Source organism: Streptomyces sp. NBC_00154 (genome assembly GCF_026342835.1).
Classification (GTDB): Bacteria; Actinomycetota; Actinomycetes; order Streptomycetales; family Streptomycetaceae; genus Streptomyces.
This window is the reverse complement of the sequence record NZ_JAPEMI010000001.1, coordinates 3,965,065-3,981,680: the sequence shown is the minus strand read 5'-3', so window position 1 is coordinate 3,981,680 and position 16,616 is coordinate 3,965,065. Positions and strand designations below refer to the sequence as shown.

Sequence of the window (16,616 nt, the reverse complement as noted above, 5' to 3'; positions counted from 1 at the left end):
GAGCGTACGCGCCGCGGGGGCCCGTCATTCGTCCGACGAGAAACGCACGGACGCGTCGGGCAGAGTCGCCCCGCACCAGATGCGGACACCGTCGCGCAGTTCGTTGTCGGCGCCGACCTGTGCGCCGTCGCCGACGACCGCGCCCGCCAGCACGGTACGGCTGCCTATCCTGGCACCGGCTCCGACCAGGGAGTCCGTGATCACGGCGCCGGGTTCGACGACCGCGCCGGCCAGCACCGCGGAGCCGTCGATCCGCGCGCCCGCGCCGATCAGGGCGCCTTCGCCGATGACCGTACCGCCGCTGAGTTTGGCGTCGGCTGCGACGGACGCCGTCGGCAGGACGAGCCGGTCGCCGCACCGCCCGGGGACGGCCGGGGACGGGGCGCGGCCGAGGACCAGGTCGGCGGAGCCGCGCACGAACGCCTGCGGGGTGCCGAGGTCCAGCCAGTACGTGGAGTCGACCATGCCCTGGAGATGCGCACCGGAGGCGAGCAGTCCGGGGAAGGTCTCGCGCTCCACGGAGACCGGGCGGTCGGCCGGGATGGTGTCGATGACCGACCGGCGGAAGATGTACGCCCCCGCGTTGATCTGGTCGGTGACGATCTCTTCGGGCGTCTGCGGCTTCTCCAGGAACGCGGTGACCCTGCCGGTGTCGTCCGTCGGTACGAGACCGAAGGCGCGCGGGTCCTCGACCCGGGTGAGGTGGAGCGAGACGTCCGCTCCGGACGTGGCGTGCGAGGTGACCAGCGCCCGGATGTCGAGGCCGGTGAGGATGTCGCCGTTGAAGATGAGGACGGGTTCGTCCGATCCGGAGACCAGACGGGACGCCACATTACGGATGGCTCCGCCCGTCCCGAGCGGTTCGCGTTCGGTGACGTACTCGATGTGGAGGCCGAGTGACGAACCGTCGCCGAAGTGCGGCTCGAAGACCTCTGCCAGGTACGACGTGGCGAGGACGATGTGCTCGACCCCGGCGGCCCTCGCCCGCGCCAGCTGGTGCGTCAGGAACGGGACGCCGGCCGCCGGAACCATCGGCTTCGGAGTGTGCACCGTGAGCGGGCGCAGTCGGGTGCCTTTGCCACCGACCAGGAGAATCGCTTCTTTTGCCTCTGTCACAGCACTGTCTCTGCTTCCTGCTGGGGCCGGGCCTGGTTTCGGCTGGCCAGTGTAAGCAGACCGGTCGGATCTCCCCGGTCGGCGGCCCGGCCGGCGGTCCGGCGCCCCCGCCGGAGCCGCACGGGCCGTCAGCGGCCTTGCAGGCGGGCGGAGCTGGTCCGGGCCGAGCCGAGCTTCTTGTAGAGACGGGTTCCTGGACATTCGGTTACGAAGCCGTCCCGATGTCCGGAGATGACGTTGAGTTTGACCTTTGTTCCCTTCTTGAACCGGTTTCCGCCGCCCGACACGAGGGTGGTCCTGGAGCTCGGGTCGGCACCGAACAGGCCGAGTTTCCAGGCGGTGAGCTTCGCGACGGCGTTCACCGCGGCGGCGGGCGGGTCGGACGTGGTGAAGGTACCGAGCACGGCAATGCCCATGCTGTCGGTGTTGAAACCGAGAGTGTGCGCCCCCTGGACCGCCTTCGTCACGCCCCCGGCACGTCCTTCGTAGATGTTTCCGCACTTGTCGACGGCGAAGTTGTAGCCGATGTCGCGCCAGCCACTGCTCTTGACGTGGTAGCGGTAGATACCGCGAAGGACCGACGGCGACTGGGAGCACGTGTACTTGTTGCCCGTGGCGCTGTGGTGGATGAAAGCGGCCTTGACGCTCTTCGTGTACGCGAAGGCGCTCTCGCGGAGCTTCTCGTCGGCTCCCCAGCCCTTGCGGGTGATGATGGTCGGGCGGGGTCCGATATACGGCTTGCTGCCCGGCGCGACCCCGGCCTCGGCCTCGCTCTCCGCCTCGGTCCGCGCCTTGCTCAGTGCGGGCAGGACGGAGCCTTGGCCGGACGCCTGGAGGGAAGCCCGGACGGATCCCTGAAGGGATGCCTGGAGCGATGTGGCCAGGCGGCCGCCGCTGCCGGACGCGAGGCCCGCGAACTCGGCACCCGAGGCCTCGAAATCGCCTTCGCCGGTGCCGGCCACCGGCGACTGCTGCGGGTCCTCGCCGGGGTCGACGAGTTCGAGCCGCAGGCCTTCGGGCAGCGGTACGCGGGCGGTGGCCCGGTCATGGGCGTCGGGCGTCTCCGGGATGACCCGGACCTCGACGCCGTCGCAGTTGCCGACCCAGAGCGGGGCGGTGGAGCCACGGACGGTCCCGGAGTCGCGCTCGGCGCTCCCGGGGTCGGCGGCGTGCTCGGCGTTGTGGGTCTCCAGGTCCTGCCAGTCGGACCAGTGACCGGAGCCGACGGCGCGGGTGCGGACCTCGACGGCGCCGTGGAGTTCGACGTCGGCGTCGTCCCAGACGACGCCGACCAGTGAGAAGGGGTGGACGTCGCGTCGAGGCAGACCTTGTACGGCGTTGGCCTCGGCGGTCCCGCTGGGGGCGTCGGTCCCCCGCGTGGACGCGGCGGGCAGTGGCGACAGCGGCAGGGACTGCGTCGACCCGGGAACTTCGGCGGGATCGGCGGCCTCGGTCGCTGCGGTGGCGGAGGTGTCGGGGGCCGCGCCCGCGGGCGCGGCGTTCGGCAGCACGAGGGCTGCCGAACAGGTGACACCAATGGCAGATGTAATGAAGGCACGCATACGGACGATATTGACCACAACGCGACAACGACGGCTACCGGGGTATCTCCGGACAATTGACGGGCCGTCTGCCGAACCGGTGTACCCGATGCCTGCGGCGTCCGGCCCCGCCCGGCACCGCCGCGTACCCTTGCGCGGATGAACGCCAGCGACCGCACCCCTGCCGACCTGCTGCGTTCCGCGCTCGCCGCGGACCCGGCCCGCCCCATGGTCACTTTCTACGACGACGCCACCGGAGAACGGGTCGAACTGTCGGTGGCCACCTTCGCCAATTGGGTGGCCAAGACCGCCAACCTGCTGCAGGGCGACCTGGCCGCGGAACCCGGCGACCGGCTCGCCCTCCTGCTGCCCGCGCACTGGCAGTCCGCGGTCTGGCTGCTCGCCTGCTCCTCGGTCGGCGTCGTCGCCGATGTGCAGGGGGACCCCGCCGCCGCCGACCTCGTCGTCACCGGCCCGGACACACTGGACGCCGCTCGCGCCTGCCGCGGCGAGCGGATCGCTCTGGCCCTGCGTCCGCTGGGCGGCCGGTTCCCGCAGCCGCCCGAAGGTTTCGCGGACTACGCGGTGGAGGTGCCGAGCCAGGGCGACCGGTTCGCGCCGTACGCGCCGGTGGACCCGGACGCGCCCGCGCTGACCGTCGGCGGACTCGGGCTGACGGCTGCGCAACTGGTCGCACGCGCCCGCGAGGACGCCGTGGAGCTGGGACTGACGCCCGGATCGCGGCTGCTGACGGGGCGCACGTACGACAGCTGGGACGGGCTCAGCGCCGGGCTCTTCGCCCCGCTGGCCGCCGGCGGCTCCGTGGTCCTGTGCCGGCATCTGGGGCAGCTGGACGAGGACGGACTCGCCAAGCGCGTCGAGAGTGAGCGGGTCACCAACACCGCGGTGTGACAAGCCCCCTGACGGCCACTCGTCCGGCCCACAGCGGGCCGAGCCCTCGGGCCTGCGCATCAACTCCGGTACATCATCGGCGGTACAGACCACTCAGGCCCTGGGGTCTTCCGTCTTGATCGGGCCGGGCCCCGCGAGCCCGGCCCGATCAAGACGGATCCCTGGGCACAACCAAGCGTGAGGTTCAGCCGTCTACTCCTGCGACCGGCGGCCCAGCGCGCCGCCGAACGTGAAGGATGGACGCAGACGTGACCGAAAGCGCCGGCACGCCGGCCGACCCCGACCGCTCGGCCGCGGACCAGGACGGGCACAACGACGAGTCGCAGGGCAGGGACGAGTCTCAGGGCGAGGGCAGGACTCGGGGCGACGGCAGGTCTCAGGACGGGCCGGAAGGCGAAGACCGCCCTGAGGAACCACTCGACTCGGACGTCCCGGCCAAGCGCAGGCACCGCTGGCTGCGTTGGGCGGCGCTCGCCGCGTCACTCTTCGTCCTGGTCGCCGCGGGCGGCGGCTGGTGGCTGTACAGGAAGCTCGACGGCAACATCAGGACCGACACGTCCGCGGCCGCCGAACTGCGGGTGTACGAAAAAGAACGTCCCGTGTCCGTCGTGCACGACGCGGAGAACATCCTGCTCATCGGTTCCGACAGCCGCACCGGCGACAACCGTAAGTACGGCCGCTCCTACGGCAGCAGCCAGCGCTCCGACACCACGATCCTGCTGCACCTCGCCGCGGACCGGAAGAGCGCCACAGCCATGTCCATCCCGCGCGACCTGATGACGGAAATCCCCAGCTGCCACCAAGCGGACGGAAAGCCCACCAGGAAACAATTCGCCCAATTCAACTGGGCCTTCCAATTCGGTGGCACCGCCTGCACGATCCGCACGGTCGAGCGGATGACGGGCATTCGCGTCGACCACCACATGGTCGTGGACTTCAACGGCTTCAAGGACATGGTCGACGCGGTGCACGGCGTCGAGATCTGCCTCAAGGAGCCGATCGACGACTCGGACGCGCACCTGAAGCTCCGCGCGGGCCGCCAGAAGCTCGACGGCGAGGAGGCGCTGGGGTACGTACGGGCCCGCAAGTCCATCGGCAACGGCAGCGACACCGACCGGATGGAACGCCAGCAGCGATTCCTCGGGGCACTGGTGAACAAGATGCAGAGCAACGGCGTCCTGCTCAACCCGACCCGCCTCTATCCGGTGCTGGACGCGGCCACCAAGTCACTGACCACCGACCCGGGCCTGGACAGCCTCAAGGACCTGTACGAGCTGGTGCGCGGCATGCGCAACGTACCGACCGAAAAGGTGCAATTCCTGACAGTTCCGCGCCAACCCTATGCCGCCGACACGAACCGGGACGAACTTGTCCAACCAGAGGCCAACAAGCTCTTCAAGCGGCTGCGCGAGGACACCCCTGTCGCAGTGGTCCCGGCGGATGAACTGAAACGCAAAAAGCGCGGGAATTCGGACAGCTCGGACTCCACCAGTCCGACACCCACACCCACCTATTCGGGCAGCAATGCGGCCACCGACCTGTGCGAGCGGTAAAGCAATTCCCAAGTAGGTATCGACAATCGGAGCGTAATGAGCAGTATGACCGGTTGTAAGGGCCGTGGAATGTGTCACGCCCGTCGCTTCACAGCGAACCGGGCGGATAGTGTGACGCGATCCGGTGCTTCCGACCATCAGGTCGCGCACTGCTGGAGCGAAAGATCGAGCGCCTCTCGGGGGGAAGGCGCCTCGCGTGGCACCGACGGAGGACTCAAACAACCGTGGATGCGCAAGGCCGTGGGCGGGCGGACGAAATCGACCCCGCAGACCAGTGGGTCCTCAACCCGCAGACCGGCGATTACGAATTGCGACTGCCCCAATCCGGAGGGGATTCATACCGCACGCCGAATGCGCCGGGTCCGCGTGGTTCCGGGCGCAGAGGCACGGCGCGCGAGGGCGACGGCGAGCGCAGAAGCGCGGTTCGCGACGGTGCCGGCGAGCGCAGAAGCGGTGGACGGAACGGTGAGGGCCGGGGGCCGGTGCCCGAGCAGCGTGGTCGCCGTGCCAATGGCCCGCGCGGCCAGGAGGGTCCCGGTCCCGACTCCGCGGGCCGGCGCAAGCGCAGGCAGCCGAAGGCCCGCCGCAAGAAGGCGCTGCTCTGGACGGGTGGCGTGATGGCCTTCGTACTGGTCGGCCTTTCGGTGGGCGGGTACGCGCTGTACCAGCACTTCAATGGCAATCTGAACACCGTCGACGTCGGCGACGCCGGAAACAAGGACGTCATCACCGCCAACGCGCCCCTCAACATATTGATCATCGGCACGGACAAGCGCACCGGCAAGGGCAACGAGGGCTACGGCGACAAGGGCAGCACCGGCCATGCCGACACCAACATCCTGTTCCATGTCTCCAAGGACCGGACCAACGCCACGGCGCTGAGCATCCCGCGTGACCTGATCACCGACATCCCGGACTGCACCACCAAGCAGCCGGACGGTTCGGAGAAGGTCATCCAGGGGACGCAGAACATCCGCTTCAACGTCAGCCTCGGCCAGGAGGGGCGGGACCCGGGCTGCACCATGGAGACGGTCAAGGAGATCACTGGCCTGAAGGTCGACCACTTCATGATGGTCGACTTCAACGCGGTGAAGGAGCTGACCACGGCGGTCGGCGGCGTCAAGGTCTGTCTGGCGCATCCGGTCAAGGACTCCAAGTCCCACCTCGACCTCCCGCAGGGCGAGAGCAGGATCCAGGGCGAGGACGCGCTGGCGTTCGTGCGGACCCGGCACAGCTTCGGCAATCAGAGCGACCTGGACCGGATCAAGGTCCAGCAGCAATTCATCGGCTCGATGATCCGGCAGATGAAGTCGGACGACACGCTGACCAGTCCGACGAAGCTGTACAGCCTGGCGGATGCGGCGACCAAGGCGCTGACGGTCGACAAAGGCATCGGCTCGATAAAGAAGCTGACCTCGCTCGCCAAGGAGCTCGGCAAGATCGATACGAAGAACATCACCTTCGTGACGGCCCCGGTGATAGACAACCCGGCCGAGAAGGTCCACGCGACGGTGGTGCTCAACAAGGCCAAGTCCGACCCGCTGTTCCAGATGATGCGCGACGACACCTCGCTGACCGAGGTGAAGAAGCAGAAGAAGGCCGCCAAGAGCAAGCAGGACGCGCTGCTCAAGGGCACCAAGGCCGCTGCCGCCGACGTACGGGTCGATGTCCTCAACGGCGGCGACCGGGCGGGCGCCGCCCAGGAGACGGTCACCTGGCTGCAGAACGAGCAAGGCGTTCTCAAGTCGACGAACAAGGCCAACGCCCCGGAGAAGATCTCCAAGACGACGCTCGAGTACGCACCGAACCAGGCCGACCAGGCCCGTGCCCTCGCCGCCATGATGGGGCTGCCCGGCTCGGCCCTGAAGAAGGGCACCACGGACGCCGAGGGGCTCCAGGCGATGGTCCTGACCCTGGGTGCGGACTTCAAGGGCGCAGGTGTGCCCGTCACCGGACCGGCAAAGGTGCCGGACGACATACCGCTGGCAAACGCCGGCAAGGCAGAGTGCGCCAAGTGACACGGGGTCACTGCGCCATTCCAAGAGTCTGAGCAGCAGGGGGGACCCGGTGGGACGGAGCAGCACACCTGGGGAGGGAACGCGACCACGCGTCCGGCATGCCGGACAACTCGGCTGGGACGACGGCCTGTACGACGACGGCCCGTCCGCCGGCTCCGACGACGGGCACGACAGCGGACGGGACGGCCGGCGGAACAGCGGCGGCGCCGCGGACCGGGACCGCCCGGGCCGCGGCGGGCGCCGCCGCGGGCAGTCGCACCGGCACGGCCGACGCGGGAAGCGCCGCATACTGCGCTGGATCGCGTGGGTTCTCGCTGTGGTCATACTCGGCGGCGCCGGCGCCGGATACCTCTACTACCAGCACCTCAACGGGAACCTGAAGAAGGCGGACCTGACGCTCGGCGACAAGAAGATGACCGAGCACAAGGCCAACGCCGCCGGTCAGACCCCGCTGAACATCCTGCTCATCGGTTCGGACGCACGGGACTCCAAAAAGAACCAGAAGCTCGGCGGGGCCAAGGACACATTCGGGGCGCCGCCCCTCGCCGATGTACAGATGCTGCTCCATCTCTCCGCCGACCGAAGCAACATGTCGGTGATCAGCATGCCGCGCGACACGCTGCTGAAGATCCCGAACTGCACCGATCCGAAGACGGGGCACGTCTACCCGGCCACCACGGGTCTGGCAATGACCAACGAGACGCTCGGCCGTGGCGGCCCCGGGTGCACCGTGGCCGCCTGGTACGAGCTCACCGGCATCACCATCGACCATTTCATGATGATCGACTTCTCCGGCGTGGTCTCGATGGCCGACGCGATCGGCGGCGTCCCGGTCTGTGTCAAGGGAAACGTCTACTCCCACACGAGGGACGGCAAGGGCTCCGGGCTGAAGCTGAAGGAGGGCACCACCAAGGTCAAAGGCGAGCAGGCCCTCCAGTGGCTGCGGACTCGCTACGGCTTCGGGGACGGCACCGACCTCGGCCGTACGCACGCCCAGCACATGTACATGAACTCGATGGTCCGTGAGCTGCGCAAGGGGACCAAGCTCACCGACCCCAGCAAGCTGACCGGCCTCGCCGAGGCGGCGACCTCCGCGCTGACCGTCGACAAGGGCATCGACACGGTCAAAAAGCTGTACGACCTCGCGGGCGAGCTCAAGAAGGTCCCCACCAAGCGCATCACGATGACGACGATGCCGAACGTCTACGGAACGGGTGCGAACAGCAGCCGTGTGCTCCCCAAGCCCGTCGACGCCGCCCAGCTGTTCCAGATGGTCCGCGACGACATCCCGCTCGACGGCAAGGCGTCCAAGCGCAAGGCTCCGGCCGCCAAGGAGCCCACGGCCCCCGTCGCCGAGATTCCGGTCAGTATCCGCAACGGGACCCGTACCGACACCGAGTACCCGGTCGAGGGCCGCGCCTCGGCGGTCAAGAAGCTGCTGGCCGGGGAGGGTTTCACCCAGGCCACGGTCGACGTTCAGAACACGGACGCGGCGGCGCGGACCGGGGTGCTCTTCCCGAGCGAGGACGTGGAGGGCAACGCCCAGGCCGTCGCCAAGGCGCTCGGCATCCCGCTGACGGCGGTGAAGAAGTCGACCGCCGTCTCGGGCATCACGCTGACCGTGGGGGCCGACTGGCGCGAGAGCGGGCCCTATCCCGCCCCCAGCGCCGAGGAGAAGACCCCGAAGAGCGCACGGGCCCTGAACGGCGACGACGAGACGGCCTGCATGGACGTCCAGCCGGGCTTCGGCTGGTAGCTCCGAACCGGGCACAACGCACTGTGGGGGCCTTCCGGCACATCGGAGGGCCCTCACGGTGTCGACACCTACACGGTGACGGCCGGGCGTCGGCCGGCCATGGCCCTCTCACCGGTGCAGGGAGACCTGGCGGCGTAACCCGACGACCGGGGACGCGCCCCCGCTGACCGCGGGCGCCTCCGTGGGACTGTGCCGGAATCCGGGACAGCTGGACGAGGACGGGCTCGCCAAGCGCATCGAAAGTGAGCGGGTCACCAACACCGCAGACCCGCCCCCGTACACGCACGGGATCCCTGGCCACAGGACACTCATGTGCCCCAACTCATGCCGTACGAGGGCGACTTACCCGACCACAGCGCGTGACTCACCTCACTCGACGGCCAATTGCCGGTAGCGATCACCGCCTGTAGCTTCAACGAGCCTTATTCGCTGCCGACTTGGAGCCCACCCATGAACCTTGGCAAGAAGGTCGCCTCAACTCTTGGCGCCCTCACCGCGATAGCCGGCCTCTCTCTCGTCAACGCCCCCTCCGCCGCCGCCAGCACTCCCTCCGGCTGCAGCAGCGTGTCCCAGATCGGGAGCACTCGCGTGATTCAGGTCGGCGGAATAGACGCCGCCTCGGTCAAGCAGTACTACGGCTGCGGATACAACTACGCCTACATCTATGTGTGGCAGCAGTTTCGGGACACGCACACGAACTGGGACCTGTACATCCGCATCGTCAATGAGTCCGACTCCGGCAACGACTACGGCGCGGCCCAGCTGACCAACACGACGCGATCCGAGCTCTGGGGAACCCCCGCCAACACCGCGGCCTACTGCACGCACGCCACGGGTTACCTGAACAGCACCGGCGGATCGACCTCCACGGTCTGCTGAGAGAAACAGCCCGTCGTCCTCAACTGCTGCACCTGCCGGTCACCCACGACTCCAACCCACCGCATCCCTGAATACACGTCAAAACGCCATTCCGGCAGTTGGCATGCACGCGGCAACAGATCGGCTCGAGGTCGCAGTGATCACATCGTCCCGACTATCGCACAGGAGTCTCCATGCGTCTTCGTACGCGTAACTTCGCTCGCGCCGGTGTCGTGGCGGGCTCGCTGGGCCTCGCGCTGATCGCGGGTACCAGCGGTGCCCAGGCGTACACGTACGACGGTACGGACCCGTCCTCGACCGGCTGCTCCGCCGACGGTCGGACGATCCACTCGGCCACCGTCCAGAATGCCTACGGGTCCACGTTCGGCACCATCGAGCTGCGCTACAGCGTGAACTGCCACACCGCGTGGGCGCGATTGACGCTCAGCCACACGCAGGGCGCCTGCGACACCGCCTCAGCAGGCTACGCGTGCGCCCGGGCGTACATCATCCGCAACAACGACGGCCGTCAGTACAGCTGCAAGATCTCGCCCGGTCAGACCCAGTGCTACACGCCGCAGGTATACGACAAGGACCCGCTGACGTCGTACACGCAGTCGTACGTCGACGGCGTCACCGGAGAGGCCCGCACGCGCACCGCCTCCTACTGATGCCTGACGCCGCCGGCTGAGGCCTGACACTTGGTTGGAGCCCTGACCAAATACCTCGGGGCTCCACCCAGTGAACGTGTGTATCGGCTCAGGCCCGGCCGGAGACCTGCACCGCGGGACGGCGGCCGGCCATGACCTTCTTCGCCAGCGAGCGCGGGCTGGTCAGGAAGCCGTAGCCCCAGGACATGTGCATGGTGGCCAGCGCCACCGGGATCTGGGCCCGTGCCTTCAGCGGCAGGCCCTTGCCCGCCGGGAGGGACCCGGCGACTATGGCCGCGGCGTAACCGGCCGGGATGACGAAGGCCCACGGGGTAACGGCCGCACCGACGACGATGCCCACCGCGATCGCGCAGACGGCGGTCGGCGGGGCCAGGTAACGCAGGTTGATCGAGCCGGCGTGGTAGCGGGCGACGACGTGGCGCCAGCGGCCGTAGTCCTTGTACTGCTTGGCGAGGGCCTTCACCGAGGAACGCGGCCGGTACTGCACCTTCAGCTCGGGCGAGAACCAGATCAGCCCGCCCGCCTCGCGGATCCGGAAGTTCAGCTCCCAGTCCTGGGCGCGGATGAACTCCACGTTGTAACCGTCCGCCTTCTCCAGTGCCTCGCGGCGGAAGACCCCCAGGTAGACGGTCTCGGCCGGGCCCGCCTGGCCGCCGGTGTGGAAAGCCGCGTTGCCGACGCCGATCCTCGACGTCATGGCCGCGGCGACGGCGTCCTCCCAGGCGTTCTCGCCCTCGGCGTGCATGATGCCGCCGACGTTCTGCGCGCCGGTCTCCTCCAGGAGGCGGACGGCGGTCGCGATGTAGTTCGGCGAGAGCATGCCGTGGCCGTCGACCCGCACCACGATGGGGTGTGAGGAGGCCTTTATCGCGGCGTTGAGCGCTGCCGGGGTGCGGCCGGTCGGGTTCGGCACCGTGTGCACCCGGGAGTCCTCGCGTACGAGCTCGGCGGCGATCTCGTCCGTACGGTCCGTGGACGGGCCGAGCGCGATCACGACCTCCATCTCACCGGCGTACTCCTGCTCGAGGATGTGCCGGACGGAGTTCCTGAGATGGCGTTCCTCATTGAGCACCGGCATGATCACGGAGACGGCGGGGTACTGCGCGGCAGACATGTGGTCCTCGGGGGGTCCTCGGGGGCGCCGGGGGTTCGCACCCCAGGAGGCGGCGTTATTCGGCCGCCACGTTACCGCGAATGAGGGACACGGGCGCGCGCCACCGGGTGGCTTCCCGGAGTGGTGATCGTATGGACCTACTGTGCGAACGGTCCCCCATGCACCGCGGAGGTCCCCCCGTGCCCACACCGCACAGCTCCCCCCGTCCGCCGCGCCGCCACGCCACTCCCCCGCAGCGCAGGTCGAGAAAACAGGACGAGCGGCCCCGCTGGGGTATGCGGGTGGCGACCAGTCTGTCCGTGCTGGTGCTCGGGGCAGGCGGGATCGGTCATGCGGTCGTGACCAGCCTGGAGACCGGGATCGACCGGGTCGACGCGTTCAAGGACATGAAGAACCGGCCGCGGGCCGGCAACGGTATGAACCTGCTGCTCGTCGGCACCGACGGTCGCGACAAGGTCAGCCGGGAGGAGAAGCGGAAGTACCGGCTGGGCGGTGCGCCCTGCCACTGCACCGACACGATCATGCTGGTGCACCTGTCGGCGGACAAGGAACGCGCGACCATCGTCTCGCTGCCGCGTGACAGCTACACCGAGCTCCCCGAGCACCGGGACCCGGCCACCGGCGTCGAGCACGCCGCCCATCCGGTGAAGCTGAACGCCGCCTACGCGGAGGGCGGGCCGAGTCTGACCGTACGGACGGTCGAGCGCATGACCGGTGTCAAGGTCGACCACTACCTGGAGGTCGACTTCACCAGCTTCATGAAGACGGTGGACACCCTCGGCGGGGTGCAGATCTGCACGGCGCGGCCGATGAAGGACTCGTACACCGGTCTCGATCTCGCCGCGGGCACCCATTGGCTGGACGGCGAGCAGGCGCTCCGGTACGTGCGCTCACGCCATATCGACGCCGCCGCCGACCTGGGCCGGATGCAGCGCCAGCAGAGGTTCCTCGCGTCGCTGATCAAGCGGGCGACCAGCAGCGGTGTGCTGATGAACCCGGTGAAGTTCCGGGACGTCGCGTCGACGATGCTCGGTTCGGTCCGGGCGGATCGGGGGTTCGGCACCGACCAGCTGCTGGACCTCGGCCAGGCGATGCGCGGCTTCACCCCGGCGTCGTCCGAGTTCGCCTCCGTACCGATCAGCGATCCCTCCTTCCCGGTCAAGGGCATCGGCTCGACGGTCAAATGGGACCCGGCGAAGTCGAAGAGGCTCTTCGAGGCGCTGCGCGACGACAAGCCGCTGGCTTCGAAGCGGCCGAAGACGCCGGTGGCGAAGCCGGTCGATGTCGCACCGGGTGAGATCCGGGTCCAGGTCTACAACGGGACCGTGCAGGACGGGCTCGGCAGGAAGGTCGACGACGCACTGCGCGCCACCGGCTTCGTTACGACACGGGCCCCGCTCAACGCGGAGCCGCGCAGCCTGAAGCACACGCTGGTCGAGTACGACCCGCGGTGGGACCGGTCGGCGAAGTCGCTGGCGGCAGCGCTGCCGGGGGCCGAGCTGCGGGCGGTCACGGGGCAGGGCAAGACGATGAAGGTGACCGCGGGCGAGAACTTCGGCAGGGTGGAGCGGGTGCAGGCCGAGGCGAGGCACCGGGGCGAGTTCGGCACGATCACGGGCGACCAGGTGGTGTGCCCGTAGGGAGCGGTGCCGTACGGGGCGGGGGACGGCGGCCGCCGGGGCGCCCGTCCCGCCGGACCCGGGGCCTGCCGTCAGTCGACGTCGATGCCGTCCGCGATGCGCTTCTCGCGCAGTTCCTTGATCGCGCGGCGCCGCGCGAGACGGTGCGTACGCCGGATCTGCGCCTCCTGGTAGCGCCGCTTGTCGCGCTCCGTCTCCGGGATCACAGGAGGTACGGGGCGCGGCCTGCCGTCCCCGTCGACCGCCGCGAACACCAGATACGCGCTGCCGACCTGCTGGGCGGGGGTCGATTCGTTCCACCGTTCGGCCATGACCCGGACGCCGACCTCCATCGAGGAGCGGCCGGTCCAGTTCACCTGCGCGCGGACGTGAACAAGGTCACCGACACGGACCGGCTCCAGGAAGACCATCTCGTCCATCGAGGCCGTCACCGCGGGGCCGCCGGAGTGCCGGCCGGCCACGGCGCCCGCCGCGTCGTCGACGAGTTTCATGATCACGCCACCGTGCACAGTGCCCAGCAGGTTGGTGTCACTGCCGGTCATGATGTGGCTGAGGGTGGTCCGGGACGCCGCGGTCGGCTTGCCCGGAATATCGCCCTCCGGGCGCGGGGCCTGATCTGTCATGCCGTCCACCTTATTGCGGGGGCCCTGCGCCGCGGACATTGCATCAGCTTGGCAACAGCCGAGGCCCGATATCTCACACCCCCTGTAATACCGACAGGTCCGGCCTGCACACTGGTCCGCATGAGCGACAGGCCCGGTGGATGGACCGACGACAACCGCGACGACCGCTACGGACGGGGCAGTGACAGCGCCCAGCCCGAGGGTGCCCGTGTGATGCCGCACGTCCAGCGGCACCCCGCACCGCCGCCGCAGCGCCCGGCGCCACCGCGGCAGTACCCGGCGCCGCCGCAACAGCGCCGTCCGGAGCCGCCGCGGTACTCCGACGGCTATGACGACAACGCCGGGTACGACAACGGTTACGGCGCCGGTCAGGTCTACGGCGGCGGCAACGGCGGCGGCCGGGGTTACGGCGGCGGTGACGGCGGTTACGTCCGGGGCCGGCCCGCGCCGGACTGGCGCCGTCGAATAAAGATAGGCGCACTGACCCTCGTGGTCGTGGTGCTGGCCGTCTCCATCGGCACGTACTTCTGGGCCGACTCCAAGCTGAAGCGCGAGGTCGACCTCTCCAAGGTGATCGAGCGTCCCGGCGAGGGCGACGGCACCAACTATCTGATCGTCGGTTCCGACAGCCGCGCGGGCATGTCGACCGAGGACAAGAAGAGGCTCCACACCGGCTCCGCCGAGGGCAAGCGGACCGACTCGATGATGATCCTGCACGACGGATCGAACGGCCCGACACTGATCTCCCTGCCGCGTGACTCGAACGTGGAGATCCCCTCGTACAAGGGCTCCGACTCGGGCAAGCTCTACCCGGGCCGCGGCCGCTTCACCAAGCTGAACGCCGCCTACGCGGAGGACGGCCCCGAGCTGCTGGTCCGTACCGTCGAGTTCAACACCGGATTGCACATCGACCACTACGTCGAGATCGGCTTCGGCGGCTTCGCCAAGATCGTGGACGCGATCGGCGGGGTGGAACTCGACATCCCCAAGGCATTCAAGGACAAGAACTCCGGCGCCGACTTCCAGGCCGGCAAGCAGACGCTGAACGGCGAGCAGTCACTCGCCTTCGTGCGGACCCGGTACGCCTTCGCGGGCAGCGACCTGGACCGTACGAAGAACCAGCAGAAGTTCCTTGCGGCGCTGGCGAGCCAGACCGCGACGCCGTCCACGATCCTCAACCCGTTCAAGCTGTACCCGACGATGGGCGCCGGCCTCGACACCCTCATCGTCGACAAGGACATGTCGCTGTGGGACCTGGGCAACATGTTCTTCGCGATGAAGGGCGTCACCGGCGGTGACGGCAAGTCGATGAACATGCCGATCTCGGGCAGCACCGGCGGGAACCTGGTCTGGGACAAGGCCAAGGTCAAGCAGCTGGTGCAGCAGCTCAACGACGACGAGAAGGTCACCGTCTCCAGTAACTGACGGCAGACAGGAGCAGGGCCCGGACGGTTCGCCGACCGGGCCCTGCCGCACACCGCGGTCGTCACCGCACGTGTGACCGCGGCCCGGCCGCCGCTACACGCTCCCCCGAGCCAGCAGCGCCACATGCGGCAGAGCCAACTCGCCTTCCTTCTTGGCGAATTCGGCGCACAGCACGTCGTACTCCCGCTTGGCCGCGGCCACTCCCTCCGGCCCCCGGCTGTTGACCAGCTGCCCGATCGCGGCGACCCCGGAGGCGGGGCCGGCCCACCAGTCCTCCGCGCCTACGTGGTGATCCCAGGCAAGGGCCTCGGTCCGTACGTCTTCGAGGCCGACCGCGGACATCAGCGCACCCAGCCCTTCCCGGGTGCGCGGGAAGTCGTGCTCGGCATCGACCGTGGCCAGCCACTGCGGGCGGGTCAGCCCCGCTGCCTGCGCGGCCCGTCCCACCAGTGCCTGCCCGGCGGCGCCGGGCACCTGCCAAATAGTGACCGCGACCAGGCCGCCGGGACGGGTGATCCGGCGCAGCTCCTCGATGGCGGCCTCCGGACGGCCCACGTGGTTGAGCACGAAGTTCGCCACGACCGCATCGAACTCGCCGTCCCGGTAAGGAAGTTCGGGCAGTCGGCCGAGTCGGACACCGACTCCGGGCGCGGCCCGGCGGGTTGCCTCGACCATTCCGGGTTCGGCGTCCACCGCCCGTACGACCGCACCGCGCCCGACGGCCGCCAGCGTCACGCTGCCACTGCCGCACCCCACATCGAGCACCCGTGTCCCGGTACCGACCCCGGCCGCGTCCAGCAGCGCGGGCACGGGGTGAGCGCAGAGGCCCGCGAAGGTGCGCGCGTAGGCCTCGGCGCGGCCGTCCCAGATCCGCCGCTCACTAAGATCGAAGGCGGTCACCGCACACCCTCCACAGGTCCCTGCGGTTCGATCTCGTCCAGGTCCTCGTACAGCGCATCCAGAATCCGGCCCGTGGGCTCCCCCTCCGGGGACAGCTCCGCCAGGCACCAGCCGGGCAGTTGTTCCTCGACCTCGGGCGGAAGATCGCCGTCCGTCGGATCGGCCAGGCTGTAGAGCAGTCCGAACGCGGTCTCCTTCGCCACCTCGCGGGCTATCTCGCCCAGTTCACCGGGCGTCAGCCCGAGCCGCACCGCCCGCTCGACGGCGTCGCCCGCGAGGCCCTCCTTCCGGTACGCCTCGACCCAGTCGGGCGCCGTCGAGCTCCAGGCGTCGATGTCCTGCCAGACCTTGCGCAGGAACCGGTAGCGGGCGAGCTGCGGAAGGTTCTCCTCGACCTCCGAGTCGGCCCAGCCCGGTGCGTCGTCGGCCCCCAGCGCTTCGAAGAGGCCGGTGAGCTTGTCGATGTCGGTCATGGACAGGGAAGTTACG

The 16,616-nt window shown here is 69.1% G+C and carries 14 protein-coding genes and 1 pseudogene; 9 read left to right on the top strand and 6 right to left on the bottom strand.

Translation table 11 applies throughout. From position 1 onward, the window contains the following. Nucleotides 1-24 precede the first annotated feature (24 nt). Both OHA03_RS17930 and OHA03_RS17925 read right to left on the bottom strand, forming a co-directional pair. Nucleotides 25-1,116, bottom strand: a complete 1,092-nt coding sequence (locus OHA03_RS17930; protein WP_267004843.1) for an NDP-sugar synthase — start codon at nt 1,114-1,116, stop codon at nt 25-27. Nucleotides 1,117-1,244: 128 nt separating this feature from the next. Next, on the bottom strand, nt 1,245-2,678 hold the full coding sequence (locus OHA03_RS17925; RefSeq protein WP_267004842.1) for a peptidoglycan recognition protein: 1,434 nt from the start codon (nt 2,676-2,678) through the stop codon (nt 1,245-1,247). A 138-nt stretch (nt 2,679-2,816) separates the two neighbouring features. On the opposite strand from OHA03_RS17925, the gene OHA03_RS17920 reads away from it, so the two are divergent. From OHA03_RS17920 to OHA03_RS17890, 7 genes and pseudogenes are all read left to right on the top strand, one after another. Next, complete coding sequence (locus OHA03_RS17920; RefSeq protein WP_267004841.1) at nt 2,817-3,569, top strand: TIGR03089 family protein; 753 nt, start codon at nt 2,817-2,819, stop codon at nt 3,567-3,569. 236 nt (nt 3,570-3,805) lie between these two features. After that, nucleotides 3,806-5,122: an LCP family protein gene (locus OHA03_RS17915; RefSeq protein WP_267004840.1), complete on the top strand. Its 1,317-nt coding sequence runs from the start codon at nt 3,806-3,808 to the stop codon at nt 5,120-5,122. 224 nt (nt 5,123-5,346) lie between these two features. Next, complete coding sequence (locus OHA03_RS17910) at nt 5,347-7,140, top strand: LCP family protein (RefSeq protein WP_267004839.1); 1,794 nt, start codon at nt 5,347-5,349, stop codon at nt 7,138-7,140. A gap of 49 nt (nt 7,141-7,189) precedes the next feature. Then, nucleotides 7,190-8,896, top strand: a complete 1,707-nt coding sequence (locus tag OHA03_RS17905) for an LCP family protein (protein WP_267004838.1) — start codon at nt 7,190-7,192, stop codon at nt 8,894-8,896. Between the two features lie 160 nt (nt 8,897-9,056). Further along, nucleotides 9,057-9,161 (top strand): annotated as a pseudogene (locus tag OHA03_RS17900) (TIGR03089 family protein); the annotation flags it as partial. Nucleotides 9,162-9,346: 185 nt separating this feature from the next. Beyond that, the gene (locus OHA03_RS17895; protein WP_267004837.1) at nt 9,347-9,775 is read left to right on the top strand and encodes a hypothetical protein; all 429 of its coding nucleotides are present in this window, start codon (nt 9,347-9,349) and stop codon (nt 9,773-9,775) included. Between the two features lie 173 nt (nt 9,776-9,948). Beyond that, complete coding sequence (locus tag OHA03_RS17890; protein ID WP_267004836.1) at nt 9,949-10,425, top strand: DUF2690 domain-containing protein; 477 nt, start codon at nt 9,949-9,951, stop codon at nt 10,423-10,425. Between the two features lie 88 nt (nt 10,426-10,513). Here the strand turns inward: OHA03_RS17890 and OHA03_RS17885 are convergent, their stop codons facing one another. Continuing rightward, the gene (locus tag OHA03_RS17885; protein WP_267004835.1) at nt 10,514-11,539 is read right to left on the bottom strand and encodes a glycosyltransferase family 2 protein; all 1,026 of its coding nucleotides are present in this window, start codon (nt 11,537-11,539) and stop codon (nt 10,514-10,516) included. Nucleotides 11,540-11,814: 275 nt separating this feature from the next. On the opposite strand from OHA03_RS17885, the gene OHA03_RS17880 reads away from it, so the two are divergent. Continuing rightward, on the top strand, nt 11,815-13,179 hold the full coding sequence (locus tag OHA03_RS17880; protein ID WP_267008085.1) for an LCP family protein: 1,365 nt from the start codon (nt 11,815-11,817) through the stop codon (nt 13,177-13,179). 71 nt (nt 13,180-13,250) lie between these two features. Here OHA03_RS17880 and OHA03_RS17875 read toward each other — a convergent pair whose 3' ends face one another. Further along, nucleotides 13,251-13,802, bottom strand: coding sequence for an acyl-CoA thioesterase (locus OHA03_RS17875; RefSeq protein WP_267004834.1), 552 nt, complete (start codon nt 13,800-13,802; stop codon nt 13,251-13,253). 120 nt (nt 13,803-13,922) lie between these two features. On the opposite strand from OHA03_RS17875, the gene OHA03_RS17870 reads away from it, so the two are divergent. Further along, nucleotides 13,923-15,227, top strand: a complete 1,305-nt coding sequence (locus OHA03_RS17870; RefSeq protein WP_267004833.1) for an LCP family protein — start codon at nt 13,923-13,925, stop codon at nt 15,225-15,227. Nucleotides 15,228-15,320: 93 nt separating this feature from the next. Here OHA03_RS17870 and OHA03_RS17865 read toward each other — a convergent pair whose 3' ends face one another. Together OHA03_RS17865 and OHA03_RS17860 are read right to left on the bottom strand one after the other, a co-directional pair. Further along, nucleotides 15,321-16,127, bottom strand: coding sequence for a class I SAM-dependent methyltransferase (locus tag OHA03_RS17865; RefSeq protein WP_267004832.1), 807 nt, complete (start codon nt 16,125-16,127; stop codon nt 15,321-15,323). Then, on the bottom strand, nt 16,124-16,600 hold the full coding sequence (locus OHA03_RS17860; protein ID WP_267004831.1) for a hypothetical protein: 477 nt from the start codon (nt 16,598-16,600) through the stop codon (nt 16,124-16,126). The genes OHA03_RS17865 and OHA03_RS17860 overlap by 4 nt, the downstream gene beginning before the upstream one ends. Nucleotides 16,601-16,616: the final 16 nt, after the last annotated feature.